Origin of the sequence: Nonomuraea sp. NPDC026600, assembly GCF_040638335.1 — a bacterium.
Lineage (GTDB): Bacteria > Actinomycetota > Actinomycetes > Streptosporangiales > Streptosporangiaceae > Nonomuraea.
The window spans coordinates 80,908-95,160 of the sequence record NZ_JBEZYD010000037.1 but is presented as its reverse complement, the minus strand read 5'-3'; the positions used below and the strand labels follow the sequence as shown (position 1 = coordinate 95,160).

Sequence of the window (14,253 nt, the reverse complement as noted above, 5' to 3'; positions counted from 1 at the left end):
CTCCTGCTTCCATTCGCGCGTGTCGGCACCATGCTAGTGCCGCGCCGGTTCCACCCGCGTTCTTTACCGGCCTACCCGCCCGGCAACCATCCCAACGATCGAGTTGACCTCCGGGATGCGCATGCGGTGGGCGACGCCCAGGTACAGCAGCATGCCCAGCCCGCCGCCAACGGCCAGCGCGATCAGCGAGTTGAGGAAGGTAAGACCGCCGAACACATTTTGAACCGCCCAGACGGAGACCAGCGCCAGCACCGCGGTGGGCAACGCCGACAGGTACATCCTGGTCAGAGCCATTCCGATCTTCCAGCCACCCAGCCCCCTGACGCGACGGGCGGCGAGAATCCAGGCCCCGCCCGCCCCGATCGTATAGGCGACGGCATAGGCGAAGGCCAATCCCATCACCGCGTAGCGAGCCGACAGCAGGACGTTGAACAGTACCATCAGCAGCGCGTTGACCGCGGTCGTCGCCGCGCCGACGTAAACGGGCGTCCGGGTGTCGCCGAAGCTGTAGAAGACCCGCAGCAGCAACTGGAAGATCGCGAACGGCACCAGCGCCAGGCCGTAGACCTGCAGCACGTTGCCGATGTAGACGGCCGCCTCCGCCGAGGTGGCGCCATGGCCGTACAACGGCACGGTGATCGCCGGGCCGAGCACCATCAGCAGCAGCGACACCGGGACCATCACCGAGCTGATGAGCCGCACGCTCGATCCGAACTCGGAGCGGACCTCGTCGAGCCGCCCGTCTTCCACCGCCCGGCTCATCTTGGGCAGCATCGCCGTGATCACCGAGACGCCGATGACGCCGTAGGGCAGCTGGAAGAGCTGGAAGGCCAGCGTGTACGGGCTGATGCCGTGACCTTGCACCGCGTCGCCCGCCGCGCTGGACAGGTTGGTGGTCAGCATGAAGCCGAGCTGAGTGACCACCACGTAGCCGATGGTCCAGATCCCCGCCCGGCCCATCTCGCCGAGCCGCGCGTTGCGCACGTCGAAGCGCGGCACGAAGGAGAACCCGATCCGCTTGAGCGCGACGATCAGCACGGCGGCCTGCGCCACGATGCCCGCCGTGGTGCCCAGGCCGAGCAGCGCGATCTGGCCGTTGGTGACCTGGGCGATGTCACCGCCGGACTTGCCGGCCACCACGAAGTAGAGCACCAGCACGCAGATGACCACGATGTTGTTGACCACCGGCGCCCACATGGGGGCCGCGTAACGGTCACGCGTGTTGAGAATGGCCCCGGCGACCGCGCCGACGCCGAAGAAGGCCAGCTGCGGCAGGATGAACCGGGCCAGCAGCACCGCGACCTCGAACTTGCGGCTGCCAGGCTCCCAGTCGGTGGTGTAGAGGTCGATGAGCAGCGGGGCCGCCAGCACGGCGAGCACGGCGACGACGAGCAGCGCGACCGTGGCCAGCGTCATGAGGCGCTGCTCGTACGCCCGGCCGCCGTCGTAGTCGCGCTGCTGCGCCTTGACGATCATCGGCACCACGACGCTGCTGAGCACGCCGAGCAGCAGCAGGTCGAGGATGCTGTACGGAATGGCGTACGCGGCGTTGTAGGCGTCGCCCATGGCGAAGGTACCGATCGCGGAGGCGAGCACCATCGTCCGCACGAATCCCGTGACCCTGGACACCATCGTGCCCGCCGCCATGATGGCGCTGGCCCGCAATATGCGGCTCATACGGTCTCACTTTCCCGGCTCTTGGCGGCCCGTGCCAGCCGTCGCTGCGATCTGCGTCGTAGCAACCGTGTCACGACCGCGGCGAGCATAACCGCCAGCGCCGCCCCGACGATCACCAGGGCGATGCCCGTGTAGCCGGTGGTGCGGACGGTCAGCTTGACGGGCTTGCCGTACGGCAGGCCGTTCCTGGTCATGAGCTGAACGCTCACCGTGGCGTCACCGCTGGTCGACGCGTTCATCCGCACCTGGACGCCGTCGTTGCTGCCATTCGGGATCGTCAGCAGCTTCCGCGACTGCGTGGCGTCGATCTGGAGGAGCTCGGGGTTGTTGCTCTTCACATCGATGTAGAGGGCGATCGTGTCACCGATCGCGTTCTTCACGCTGATGGGCACCTGGCCGTTGCTCCCGGCCAGCGTGCGCGGCCGATCGGGGTCGGCGCCGGTGATGGAGATCTTGTTCATCCGGGTCTGGACGGCCTCGTCGATCAGCTTGGTGGCCGCGCGGCCCGCGCGCGTGCTGTTGCGCCAGGACGCGGAGGTCAGCCTGAGCACCGCGGCGTCGAAGTCGGAGTGCTGCTTGGGTGTCTCGGCGATCAGGGCGGTGAGCTGCGCCTTCGCGGCGACGTCCTTGATCGGGCCGAGGTATTTGGCGCTGAGCTCGTCCTTGCGGTCCTGGTCGGTGTAGGTGAGCGCGGCCCTCGGCGTGGGCGTCTTGCTCGGCTTGATCGAGCTGAGCGGGGTCAGCGCCAGCCACGGCAGCCGGTTCGCGGTCTTGAGCAGGGTGTTGACCAGCGTCGGGTTCGGGTCCCAGCGCCGCGAGGGCGCGATGACCAGTGACCTGGGCTTCGTCTGGCCGGGCTCGGCGGCGATCATCGCGGTCTCGGCGATGAAGTGCTGCTTGTTCAGCAGGACCGAGTTCGGGGCGGTGGAATCGGGCTCGAACGTGCGGGTGAGCTCCGGGTCGGCGACCAGCGCGGTGACCGGCCCCTGGACGCTGTCGAGCGTGCTGGCGGCGTCGGGCGTGACCGTGACCGGCTGCTGCTGCGGCGGCAGGTTCGTGGAGTTGAGCAGAACCCGGTCGACCTTGGCGACGGAGAGCAGGTCGAGCGCGTCGGGATCGAGCACGCCCCCGGCCGGCCAGTTCGTGGTCAGCGGCACGTTGCGCTTGAGCAGTTCCGTGGCGACCTGGCCGCCCATCGCGATCGCCTTGCCGGTCTGGCCGTCCAGGCCCTGGTGGGCGAGCGCGGCGACGTCGGGATCGGCGTACGGCGTGGCCACGACCGGGGAGTCGGCCAGCGCGGTGCGCAGCGAGTCGAGCCACTTCGTGGCGTTGGGGTCGGCGGCCTGGTTCTTGCCCTTGAGCCGGTGCGGCTTGGACAGGGCCTGTACGTCGTCGAGGAGCGCGGGGTCGAAGAACCAGGTGACGCTCTTGGGCGCGGTCGAGGCGATGCCCGCCAGCTGGGCGAGCCGGCCCTTGCCGGTCAGTTGCGCGCCCAGCTTGTCGTCGACGAAGTTGTCGTTCTCGGCGCGATGCGCCTGGTCGATGATGGGCAGGGCGATGGCCAGCCGGTTGACCGGCAGTTTCTGGGGCGTCGGCGGCGCGTACGTCAGGTAGGTGCGCTGCGTGGAGATCGGCACGTTGAACCGGGCCACGTCGACGGCTATGGGATAGACGCCGAACGACGTAAGCCCGAGCTGCACGGGCGTCCGGATGATCTCGAAGGTCTTGGACGCGCCCGCCTCCAGGGCGGGGAGCAGCACGGCCGAGCTGACCGCGACGTTCCCTGGCAGAGTCGCCGGGTTCTGGTCGGACTGGTAGGCGGTCATGGTGGCGCGGTCGGTGAACTTCTGCCCTGTGTACAGCAGCCGGACGCTCAGCCCGGTCAGCGTCTCGCCCATGTCGTTACGGACTGTGCCAGTGATCTTGATCGGCGTGGTCGAGCTCGGCGGCGCGTCGGGCGTTATGGAGGTGATCGCGATGGCCATCGACTCCCTGCTGGCCGTCGCGGCGGTCGTGCCCGGCGTCTTCACGGCAGCCGTACTCGGCGTCGTCGCGACCGTAGGCGCGAGCAACGCGGCGGAGAGAACGGCGAGGAGCGTGGCCTTACGGATCACGCGTCCGCCCGAGCTGGAGTACGACGCACGCCCGCAATGGTACGGGTTCAGTGCCGCGTCGCGACCGCCTGACGACTTCCTCGAGGTCGTGGGACACGCAGGTTCACCGTCTTGCCACGCAGGAGTGTCAGCAGGTCAAGGGCGCGCATGGTGAGGGCCGTGTGGCGCTCGCCGGTGGCCGTGAAGATCGCATCGGCATCGGCGCGTAGCCGGTCGTCCACCACCATGGCCAGGCCGTCGGGCAGCAGCAACGGGCTGACGAGCCCGGCCGCGTAGTCGGTGGCGGAATTGACCAGGAAATCCGGGGCGAGCCGTACATTCCGCACGCCGAGCGCCCCGCCGACGGCCCCGGGCTGCGGCGGATCGGAGACGGCGGAGACGACGGCGACGACGACCTCGCGGCCGATTCTCGTGGCGACCTCGAACACCGTGACGGCCACGCACCGCTCGGGCGCGGCGGAGACCGCATCAGGTAGCTCGTCCACGCAAGTCATGGGGCGCGGAAGGCGTACGATCTCATGATGGACCTGGTGTGCGAGGAGCCAGCGGTGGATCGCGAGGGCGTCCTTCATAGAAGACCTCCTTGCCTGGTTCCATGGCCCCGACGGTCCCCTGACCGACGGTAACCCCGACTGGATGTGGCTCGGGGGATATGTTCCGGAATCAAAGGACCTACCCAGCTTGTCCGACTCAAATCTGACCGAAAGCCAGCAGCGGGCCATGAATGACCTGTTCCGCAAGATCGCTCCGGTGGCCGACGAGCTCGGCCGGTTGTTCGCCGCGAAGGGGCACGAGCTGGCCCTCGTCGGCGGCCCGGTGCGCGACCTCCTGCTCGGCCGCGTGGGCAACGATCTCGACCTGACCACCGACGCCCGGCCCGAACGGGTCCTCGAGCTGGTCAGGGACTGGGCCGACTCGGTCTGGACGATCGGCATCGACTTCGGCACGGTCGGCGTGCGCAAGGGCGGCTCGCTGCTGGAGATCACCACCTACCGCAGCGAGTCGTACGACCCCAAGTCCCGCAAGCCTGACGTCATGTACGGCGAGACGCTGGAGGCCGACCTGGAGCGGCGCGACTTCGCGGTCAACGCGATGGCAGTGCGGCTGCCGGCGCACGGGTTCGTCGACCCCTACGGCGGCTTGACCGACCTGGCGGCCAAGCTGCTGCGCACGCCGGGCACGCCGGAGCAGTCCTTCGACGACGACCCGCTGCGCATGCTGCGCGCCGCCAGGTTCGCCTCGCAGCTCGGCTTCACGGTCGACGCCAAGGCGATCCAGGCGATGACCGACATGGCGGAGCGCATCGAGATCGTCTCGGCCGAACGCATCCGCGACGAGCTCGACAAGCTGATCTGCGGCACCTACCCGCGCGAGGGCCTGCGGCTGCTGGTCGAGACCGGGCTGGCCGCGCACGTGCTGCCCGAGCTGCCCAAGCTGCGCCTGGAGATCGACGAGCACCACCGGCACAAGGACGTCTACGAGCACACGCTGACCGTCCTCGACCAGGCCATCGCCCAGGAGGACGACGGCAAGCCCGACCGGATCCTGCGCTGGGCCGCGCTCCTGCACGACATCGGCAAGCCCAAGACGCGGCGGCACGAGGTGGGCGGGCGGGTCTCCTTCCATCACCACGAGGTGGTGGGGGCGCAGATGACCAAGAAGCGCATGGCCGAGCTCAAGTTCCCCAAGGACGTGTCGGCCGACGTGTCGCAACTGGTAGAGCTGCACCTGCGCTTCCACGGCTACGGCACGGGCGAGTGGACCGACAGCGCGGTGCGCCGCTACGTGCGCGACGCCGGTCACCTGCTCGACCGGCTGCACAAGCTGACCAGGGCCGACTGCACGACCCGCAACAAGCGCAAGGCGACCGTCCTGTCGCGTACGTACGACCAGTTGGAGGAGCGCATCGCCCGGCTGGCCGACGAGGAGGAGCTGGCCAAGATCCGCCCGGAGCTCGACGGCAACGAGATCCAGCGGATCCTCGGCGTCGGTCCCGGGCCGGTGGTCGGGCAGGCGTACAAGTTCCTGCTGGAGCTCCGGCTGGACAAGGGCATGGTCGGCAAGGAGACCGCCGCCGAGGCGCTGCTGGAGTGGGCGCGGGAGACCGGCGCGGCGCCCGCTTGATCAGGCCGTGAGCCCGCGTGGCGGCCGCCTGATCAGTGGGAGGCCGCGGCGCGCGGCGTCGGGGTGATCATCCGGTAGATCAGGGCGCCCGCCAGGTAGCCGGCCGCGACGATCACCACGGCCGCGTACGACTTGCCGTTGCTGGGCAGGATCCCCGCCGACAGGGCCGCGGCCAGCACGTACATGCCGTTGAAGAGCATGTCGTAGATCGAGAAGGCGCGTCCCAGGTAGGCGTCCTCCACGTCGCGCTGGACCGTGACGTCGGCGCAGATCTTGACGCTCTGCCCGGCGATGCCGAGCACGAACCCGGCGACCGGCAGGCTCCACGCCTGGAACGGCGCGACCAGCACCGCCGTGAGCACGCCGGCCGCGGCCAGCGCGATCGACACCCACCGCTCGATGGTGAACCGCTCGGTGGCATACGGCGTGATGATCACCGCGAGGAAGTAGCCGACACCCGAGGTGGCCACGACCAGGCTGATCCCGCGCAGCGCCATCTCGGAGTCGCCGCCGGAGAAGTAGTAGCGGTAGAGGATGATGCCGAGCGCGGTCGCCATGCCGTACATGAACCGGTGCGTGGCCATCGCGCCCATCGTGGCGGCGGCTCTGCGATGGCTCACCAGGTGCTTGGCGCCGTCGACGAGGCCGACGAGCACGTTGCGCACGGCCTCGCGGGCCTGCGGGCGCCCGGGGTCGAAGGAGGGGCCGAGCAGCGAGCGTTCCATGGTGCGGGCGATCAGCGCGCTGAGCCCGAAGACCGTGCCCGAGACGACCAGGAGCAGCGCCACGCCCAGGTCGCCGCTGCCGAAGACCTCGCGCAGCAGGAAGCCCACCCCGGCGCCGACGAACGTCATGACCGTGCCCGAGGTGGGCACCACCGCGTTGGCGGCCATCAGCCGGTCCTCCGGCACCACGTGCGGCAGCGACGCGCCGAGCGCGGCCAGGAAGAACCGGTTGACCGCGAGCACGCCGAGCGCGGCCGCGTAGAAGACCGGGTCGGGCACGCCGACGGCGACCAGCGCAGCCGCCACGAGCAGCAGCGCGCCGCGCACGAGCGGCGCGACGACGAGGATCTGCCGCCGCGACCACCGGTCGATGAAGACGCCGACGAACGGCCCCAGGATGCTGTACGGCAGCAGCAGCACGGCCAGCCCGGCGGCGACCTGCAGAGCCGTGGTCTGCGACTCCGGGCTGAAGAAGGCGAATCCGGCCACGCCGAACTGGAAGATCCCGTCGGAGAACTGGGACACCAGCCGCGTACCGAACAGCCGTCGGAAGTCCCGGCCCTTCTGGACCACACGAAGATCGGCGACGAAAGACACGCAGTCAGCCTACTTCCGCCTGATTCACAGGTTGGTACAGCAGGTATTCATCGGTATCCAGTGGCCATCATGATCACGTACGCTTCGTAGCGTGACGATGGAAGAACAGGTGGTGTTGGTCGACAGCGAGGGCAACGCGATCGGCACCGCACCCAAGACCTCGGTGCACGGCCAGGAAACCCCGCTCCACCTGGCGTTCTCCAGCTACGTGTTCGACCAGGACAGTCGCGTGCTGCTCACCAGGCGCGCCACGCACAAGCTCACCTGGCCGGGCGTGTGGACCAACAGTTGCTGTGGCCACCCGCTACCCGGCGAGCCCCTGGACCACGCGGTCATCCGCAGGCTCTCCTATGAGCTCGGCCTGACCGTCGACCGGGCGGACCTCATGCTGCCGACGTTCACCTACCGCGCGGTCATGCCCAACGGCATCGTCGAACACGAACTCTGCCCCGTCTACCGCGTGATGGTGGACACCTCGGCCACCCCGAACCCGGAGGAGGTGGACGAAGTCCGATGGATGCCCTGGAAGGAGTTCGCGGACGGCGTCCTGAGCACCTTGCTGGCGATCAGCCCGTGGTGCCGCGAACAGGTCCCCATGCTGAACGAGCTGGGCACCAATCCTCTGGACTGGCGCCCGGCCCCACTGAAGGACCTGCCTCCGGCCGCCCGAAGCGCCGCCCGAAGCACCGCTCAACCGGCCAACGGACGATGAGGCGCCGCACGGCGCCTCATCACAGACCTATCTGTCCACCTCGCCGCGGATGAACTTCTCGACGTAGTCGCGTGCCTCGTCGTCCGAGTACTGGATCGGCGGTGACTTCATGAAGTACGAAGACGCGCTCAGGATCGGCCCCCCGATCCCGCGGTCGAGCGCGATCTTGGCAGCCCGCACCGCGTCGATGATGATGCCCGCCGAGTTGGGCGAGTCCCACACCTCAAGCTTGTACTCCAGGCTGAGCGGCGTGTCGCCGAACGACCGCCCTTCCAGCCGCACGTAGGCGAACTTCCGGTCGTCGAGCCACGGCACGTGGTCCGACGGGCCGATGTGCACGTCGGCTCTGGCCATCTCGTGCGGGATCTGCGACGTGACCGCCTGCGTCTTGGAGATCTTCTTCGACTGGAGGCGCTTGCGCTCCAGCATGTTCATGAAGTCCATGTTGCCGCCGAAGTTGAGCTGGTACGTGCGCAGCAGCTCGACCCCGCGGTCCTCGAACAGCTTGGCCAGCACGCGGTGCGTGATGGTGGCGCCGACCTGCGACTTGATGTCGTCGCCGATGATCGGCACACCGGCCTCGGTGAACTTCTCCGCCCATTCCGGGTCGGAGGCGATGAACACCGGCAGCGCGTTGACGAACGCCACCTTGGCGTCGAGCGCGCACTGGGCGTAGAACCGGTCGGCCGCCTCGGAGCCCACCGGCAGGTAGGACACCAGGACGTCCACCTGGTTCTCGCGGAGCACCTGTACGACGTCGACCGGCGACTCGTCGGACTCCTCGATGATCTCCCGGTAGTAGTCGCCAAGGCCGTCGAAGGTATGGCCGCGCTGGACGACGATCCCGGTCGGCGGCACGTCCATGATTTTGATCGTGTTGTTCTCGCTGGCACCGATCGCCTCGGACAGGTCGCGGCCGACCTTCTTGGCGTCGACGTCGAACGCGGCGACGAACTCGACGTCGCCCACGTGATAGTCGCCGAACTTCACGTGCATCAGGCCCGGCACCCGTATGTCCGGGTCAGCGTCCTTGTAATAGTGAACGCCCTGAACCAGCGAAGACGCGCAGTTGCCAACACCGACAATGGCTACGCGAACCGAACCCATCGCACTCGCTCCCTTACTCATCAGTTGATCTCTCAGGGTTCTCCTCAGAGGAGCCCCGTCTTTCCGTCGCGATCAGCTCGTTCAGCCAGCGCACCTCGCGTTCGACCGATTCGAGACCGTGACGTTGCAGTTCGAGCGTGTAGCTGTCGAGGCGCTCCCGGGTGCGGGCCAGGGCGGTCCGCACGCTGTCGAGCCGTTCCTCCAGGCGGCTGCGGCGGCCTTCGAGGATTCGCAGCCTCACCTCCGCCTCCGTGTGCCGGAAGAACGCGAAGTGGACGCCGAAGCTCTCGTCCTCCCACGCGGACGGCCCCGCCTGCGTCAGCAGGTCCTGGAGCCGTTCCTTGCCCTCCGCGGTCAGCTTGTAGACGATCTTCGAGCGGCCGCCGACGATCGTGGTGGGCGCCGGCTGCTCCTCCACGATGAAGCCTTGCTCCAACAGTGATCGCAGACAGGGGTAGAGCGACCCGTAGGAGAACGCGCGGAACATGCCCAGCAAGGCGTTGAGCCGTTTGCGCAGCTCATAGCCGTGGAGCGGCGTCTCGTGCAGCGACCCGAGCACGGCCAGCTCCAGCACTCTGCCCTGTCCGCTGGCCACTGGAACCGCCCCCTCTCGCGTCGATGTATCGAGCCGATACATCCCGATGATACGTCGAGCCGCTATATCGCCGCAATTAACGACTTTGCCAAGCCGTTGGGATGATTCAGCAAAACGCCGTAGTCTGGCGCTCATGTGGTCACAGCGAAGGGTGGTGGATTGCGGCCTTGTGAAGCGAGCCGTAGTCGAACCCCTGCGCTCCGGGCGTACTTCTCCCGGGGCGGTCTGTGACGCACGCCCATACCTCCTTCGCGCGGCACGCCACGTCGGCGTACCGACCGAACACCTCTGCCCGGGGTGCGAGAAGGGGAACGTCACCAACGAGACTTATGTCTACGGGGATTCGCTCAAGAGTCAGTCCGGTGCGGCAAAGATCGCGTCGCAACCCGTCGAGATGGCTCATGATTACGACGAGTTCCGGGTGTACGTCGTCGAGGTCTGCCAAGGTTGTTCCTGGAACCACCTGACAGCGTCGTTCGTCCTCGGCAACAGACCGCCGGATCTCGTCGGGCGACCGTAGAAGACCGAGGACGGCGAGGCGCCCCACGCCCATCCGCCGTGCTATCCGACGACGTTGTGAGGACGTGTGAGTAACAGCAGCAATGAGGGGACGGGCCGGCCGGGAAGGCGCCGTCGCTCCAACTCATCCCGTTCTATGCCCCAAGAGATCTCGCCGCAAACTGGCGAGGCGGGTTGGAGCGGACCGCCGCAGCGTCGTCCGGAAGCCGCCTACGAGCAGACCGGCGCGATGGCCGCCCAGCCATACCCCGGCCCACAGCAACCCGGCCCACAGCAGCCGGGTCCACAGCAACCGGCCCCGCGCGCCCCCGAGCCCCGCGAGCCGGGACGGCGCCAGGCGGTTCCCCGCGAGCCCGGGCGGCGTCAGAGCGGGCGTGAAGGCGCGCCCCGTACGGGCGGCGACAATGACACCCGCGCCCGCAGCAACCAGGAGACCATGGTCAGCGACGCGCCCAGGCGGGCGCGCGGGCGAGGTTCCGGCGGCCCTCAAGGACCTAGTGGCCCCGGCGGTCCCGAGGGCCCGGAGCGGCCCGAGAACGAGCGGCCGAAGTGGCGCCGCTTCATCCCCAGCTGGAAGATCGTCATGGCCTCGATGACGGTCCTCGCGGCCGGCATCTTCGGCATGATCGCGGTGGTCTACGTCAACACCACGGTGCCCGACGACAGCGACACGCAGGCTGGGGCGATCGCACAGGGCAGCACCGTCTACTACGCAGACGGCAAGCACATCATCGCCAAGCTCGGCACGCCCCGGAAGATCATCCGTTACGACCAGATGTCCCAGGAGCTCAAGGACGCCACGGTGGCCATCGAGAACGATACGTTCTACGAGGACTCCGGCATCTCCATCTCCGGCATGGCGCGCTCGCTGTACATGACCGCGACGGGCCAGCAGTTGCAGGGCGCCTCGACGATCACCCAGCAGATGGCCCGCGGCTACTACGGCGGCCTCAGCTCGGAAGTCTCGATCAAGCGCAAGGTCAGCGAGATCTTCATCGCGGTCAAGCTCAACCAGACGAAGTCCAAAGAAGATATCCTGAAGACCTACCTCAACACCGTCAACTTCGGCCGGGCCTACGGCGTCGAGGCGGCAGCCGAGGCGTACTTCGGCAAGGGCAAGAAGGCCTCGAACCTCACCCTGTCGCAGGCGGCCTACCTGGCCGCGCACATCCAGACGCCGAGCTGGGGCTCCGAGGATCCCGCGCTCAAATACCGCTGGCAGACCGTCCTGACCTACATGGGCAAGCAGTGGCCGGACAAGTACGGCGCGGCCGTGAAGACGGCGAAGTGGCCCAAGATCAGGAAGGCCAACACCGACGACGCCATGGCGGGCATCAACGGCTACATGGTCGAGGCGGTGAAGCGGGAGCTCCAGGCGCGCGGCATCACCGAGGACGTCATCGAGAGCAGTGGCTACAAGATCATCACCACCTTCGACATGAAGCTCATGCAGGCCGCCCAGACCGCGGTTCGCGGCGCGACAGGGAACATGTCGAAGGAGTTCCACACGAGTCTCGCCGCCGTGGACCCCAAGTACGGCCGCGTGGTGGCCTTCTATGGGGGCACCGACTATCTCAAGGACCCGTGGAACGAGCCCTTCGACTCCGCGAAGCAGGCCGCCTCCGCGTTCAAGCCCTACGTCCTGGCCGCCTGGTTGAAGGCCGGGAAATCGATCAACAGCTACGTGCCGGGCAACGTGACGGTGCCGAAGGAGCTGCCTGGGCAGCAGCCCGGCGGATTCAAGAACAGCCACAGCGTGGGCGCCTCGATCGACGTGGTCAAGGCGACCGCGCAGTCCGTCAACACCGCCTACGTGTCGATGGCGTTCGCGCTGCCCGACAAGATCGACGACGTCAAGAGCCTCGTCGAGGCGGCCGGGTTCAGCGAGAAGCGCATGGACGATGACGTCAAGGCTCACGGCTACGGGTTCGCCATCGGCAGCGCACCGGTGACCGCCGTGGAGCAGGCGGCCGGATACTCGATCTTCGCCAACGCCGGCAAGTACACCAAGTATCACGTGGTGAAGGAGATCAGGCTGAACGGGCAGGTTGCCTACCCGGAGCAGAAGGCCGTCAAGAACGTGATCAGCCCCGAGGCCGCCGCCGACGCGACGGTCGCCATGGAAGAGGTGCTGAAGAGCGGCACCGCGCGGGGCAAGGGCCTGGGCAACCGCCCGGCGGCGGGCAAGACCGGCACGAACAACGAGGAGAAGGAAGCCTGGTTCGTCGGTTACACCCCGCAGCTCTCTACGGCGGTGGGTATGTACCGCGAGGTGTGCAAGACGAAGAAGGGCAAGATCATCCAGCCCATCAACTCGAACTGCCCCAACACCCCGGGGGGCAAGCCCCACAAGAGATACAACATCAACAACCCCTACACCAGGGCGTATGAGACGACGCTGGGCTTCGAGGGTGCGGACACGCCCACGACGATCTGGCGCGCGTTCATGACCGCCGCGCTGGAGAACAAGCCGGTCGAGCAGTTCCCCGGCAGGTCTGACATCGGGCAGCCGGACAACATCGTGCCGAGTCCCACGCCCACACCCACGCCGACCGAAGACGACCCGTCCCTCGACAACCAGGACCCCAACGCCAACTGCGGCGTCGTCCCGCCGTGCACCGACGACGACCAGATCATCACGGTCGACCCCAACGAGAACGGCACGCAGCAGCAGGACGACGGCGGCGGTTTCGACGGGCGGGGCAGTCAGGGGGCGAACCCGGTCATGATTCCCCAGCCGACGACGACCAGACGCGAGGACTGGTGAAGTCGAGCACCGAGGTCCGCCCGCCGCTCGAGACGCGGGCCGTGCCGTACCTTCCCCTGGGGCTGTTCGCGGCCCTGGGGGCCACACTCGCCTACATCGTGCGGCTGCCGTGCCGCACGGGCGGGTGGAACGACCAGGTGTCCACGTACACCAACTTCTGTTACACCGATATCTACCCGCTCTACTTCGACCGGCAGCTGGCGACCCAGAACCCTTACTTCGCCGACGTGCCGTTCGACAAGCACGTCGAGTACCCGGTGGTCCTCGGCGAGGTCATGCAGGTGATCAGTTGGATCGCCCGCTGGCTGGAGCGCGACGTGGTCGCCCAGGCGGTCAAGTTCTACGACATCACCGTCGTCCTGCTCGGCGTCTGCCTGGTGGCCGGCGTGCTGCTGATGGCGGCGGTGGCCGGGCCGACGAGGCGGTGGGACGCGCTCTGGTACGCGCTCGCCCCTTCGGTCATCCTGGCCGCCTACATCAACTGGGACCTGGTCGCCGGCGCGCTGTCGATGGGCATGCTGCTGGCCTGGGCCCGGCGGCGGCAGGTGCTGGCGGGCGTGCTGCTCGGCCTGGCGATCGCGACGAAGTTCTACCCGCTCATGTTCGTCGGCGCGCTCCTGCTGCTCACCATGCGCACCGGGCGCTGGCGGCCGTTCCTCGTCACGATGGCCGCGACCGCCGGGGCGTGGCTGGCGGTCAATCTGCCGTTCATGGTGCTGGCCTGGGACGGCTGGCGCCGGTTCTACGTCTTCTCCGAGGAACGCGGCGTCGACTGGGGCTCGCCCTGGCTGTTCTTCCAGAACAAGGGCTGGCCCATCCTGGGCGACACCGATGTCAGCAAACTGGGCATGCTCTCGCTGGGCCTGCTGTGCCTGGGCATCGCGGTCCTCACGCTGGCCGCGCCGCACCGGCCGCGGCTGGCGCAGATCTGCTTCCTCGCGCTGGCCGCGTTCATGATGACGAACAAGGTCTGGTCGCCGCAGTTCGTCCTGTGGCTGGTGCCCTTCGCGGTGCTGGCCAGGCCCAACTGGAAGCCGATCGGGCTCTGGCAGATCGCCGAGATCTGGTATTTCTGCGCGATCTGGCTCTATTTGCTCTCCCAGTCTCCGGTCAGCCGTGCCGACCTGGGCATCGGGGACAACACCTACTTCACCGCCGTCTGGGGACGGATCATCGCCATCGCCATCATGATGGCGTTCGTGGTGCGTGACATCCTGCGTCCGGACAAGGACGTGGTACGGCAGGCAGGCATCGACGACCAGGCCGGCGGGGTCTTCAACGAGGCGCCGGACCGGTTCACTCTTCGCTCCGCCTAG

At 67.8% G+C, this 14,253-nt stretch carries 11 protein-coding genes; 5 read left to right on the top strand and 6 right to left on the bottom strand.

Annotation, left to right across the window (positions count from 1 at the left end; genetic code table 11):
- Window positions 1-63: 63 nt before the first annotated feature.
- The 3 genes from murJ to AB0F17_RS51540 are packed head-to-tail and all read right to left on the bottom strand — an operon-like array spanning window position 64 to window position 4,363.
- Window positions 64-1,677, bottom strand: coding sequence for a murein biosynthesis integral membrane protein MurJ (gene murJ, locus AB0F17_RS51550; RefSeq protein ID WP_358039770.1), 1,614 nt, complete (start codon window positions 1,675-1,677; stop codon window positions 64-66).
- Window positions 1,674-3,791 (bottom strand): DUF6049 family protein, encoded by a 2,118-nt coding sequence (locus tag AB0F17_RS51545; protein ID WP_358039767.1) that lies wholly within the window; start codon window positions 3,789-3,791, stop codon window positions 1,674-1,676. Before AB0F17_RS51545 ends, murJ begins: the two co-directional genes overlap by 4 nt.
- A 47-nt stretch (window positions 3,792-3,838) precedes the next feature.
- A complete protein-coding gene (locus tag AB0F17_RS51540; protein ID WP_358039765.1) occupies window positions 3,839-4,363 on the bottom strand; it encodes a YbaK/EbsC family protein in 525 nt (174 codons plus the stop codon).
- Between the two features lie 148 nt (window positions 4,364-4,511).
- Between AB0F17_RS51540 and AB0F17_RS51535 the strand changes: the two genes are divergently transcribed.
- Window positions 4,512-5,915, top strand: a complete 1,404-nt coding sequence (locus AB0F17_RS51535) for a CCA tRNA nucleotidyltransferase (RefSeq protein ID WP_358039763.1) — start codon at window positions 4,512-4,514, stop codon at window positions 5,913-5,915.
- Window positions 5,916-5,947: 32 nt separating this feature from the next.
- On the opposite strand, the gene AB0F17_RS51530 is transcribed toward AB0F17_RS51535, so the two are convergent.
- Window positions 5,948-7,237, bottom strand: coding sequence for an MFS transporter (locus tag AB0F17_RS51530; RefSeq protein ID WP_358039760.1), 1,290 nt, complete (start codon window positions 7,235-7,237; stop codon window positions 5,948-5,950).
- A gap of 97 nt (window positions 7,238-7,334) precedes the next feature.
- Here AB0F17_RS51530 and idi point away from each other — a divergent pair, with 97 nt between their 5' ends.
- A complete protein-coding gene (idi, locus tag AB0F17_RS51525) occupies window positions 7,335-7,949 on the top strand; it encodes an isopentenyl-diphosphate Delta-isomerase (RefSeq protein WP_358039875.1) in 615 nt (204 codons plus the stop codon).
- 27 nt (window positions 7,950-7,976) lie between these two features.
- On the opposite strand, the gene AB0F17_RS51520 is transcribed toward idi, so the two are convergent.
- A complete protein-coding gene (locus AB0F17_RS51520; RefSeq protein ID WP_358039758.1) occupies window positions 7,977-9,056 on the bottom strand; it encodes an inositol-3-phosphate synthase in 1,080 nt (359 codons plus the stop codon).
- Window positions 9,057-9,069: 13 nt separating this feature from the next.
- Entirely contained in the window at window positions 9,070-9,651 is a 582-nt protein-coding gene (locus AB0F17_RS51515) for a PadR family transcriptional regulator (protein ID WP_358039755.1), read from the bottom strand.
- A gap of 46 nt (window positions 9,652-9,697) precedes the next feature.
- On the opposite strand from AB0F17_RS51515, the gene AB0F17_RS51510 reads away from it, so the two are divergent.
- From AB0F17_RS51510 to AB0F17_RS51500, 3 genes are all read left to right on the top strand, one after another.
- Window positions 9,698-10,171 carry a DUF5318 family protein gene (locus AB0F17_RS51510; protein WP_358039752.1) on the top strand — a complete coding sequence of 158 codons (474 nt, stop codon included), beginning with the start codon at window positions 9,698-9,700 and terminating at the stop codon, window positions 10,169-10,171.
- Window positions 10,172-10,306: 135 nt separating this feature from the next.
- Window positions 10,307-12,937 carry a transglycosylase domain-containing protein gene (locus AB0F17_RS51505; protein WP_358039749.1) on the top strand — a complete coding sequence of 877 codons (2,631 nt, stop codon included), beginning with the start codon at window positions 10,307-10,309 and terminating at the stop codon, window positions 12,935-12,937.
- On the top strand, window positions 12,934-14,253 hold the full coding sequence (locus tag AB0F17_RS51500; protein WP_358039746.1) for a glycosyltransferase 87 family protein: 1,320 nt from the start codon (window positions 12,934-12,936) through the stop codon (window positions 14,251-14,253). The genes AB0F17_RS51505 and AB0F17_RS51500 overlap by 4 nt, the downstream gene beginning before the upstream one ends.

Coding starts and splice junctions, on each gene's coding strand:
- murJ (WP_358039770.1), bottom strand. CDS start 1,677: ATGAGCCGCATATTGCGGGCCAGCGCCATCATGGCGGCGGGCACGATG.
- AB0F17_RS51535 (WP_358039763.1), top strand. CDS start 4,512: ATGAATGACCTGTTCCGCAAGATCGCTCCGGTGGCCGACGAGCTCGGC.
- AB0F17_RS51505 (WP_358039749.1), top strand. CDS start 10,307: ATGCCCCAAGAGATCTCGCCGCAAACTGGCGAGGCGGGTTGGAGCGGA.
- idi (WP_358039875.1), top strand. CDS start 7,335: ATGGAAGAACAGGTGGTGTTGGTCGACAGCGAGGGCAACGCGATCGGC.
- AB0F17_RS51520 (WP_358039758.1), bottom strand. CDS start 9,056: ATGGGTTCGGTTCGCGTAGCCATTGTCGGTGTTGGCAACTGCGCGTCT.
- AB0F17_RS51540 (WP_358039765.1), bottom strand. CDS start 4,363: ATGAAGGACGCCCTCGCGATCCACCGCTGGCTCCTCGCACACCAGGTC.
- AB0F17_RS51510 (WP_358039752.1), top strand. CDS start 9,698: ATGATACGTCGAGCCGCTATATCGCCGCAATTAACGACTTTGCCAAGC.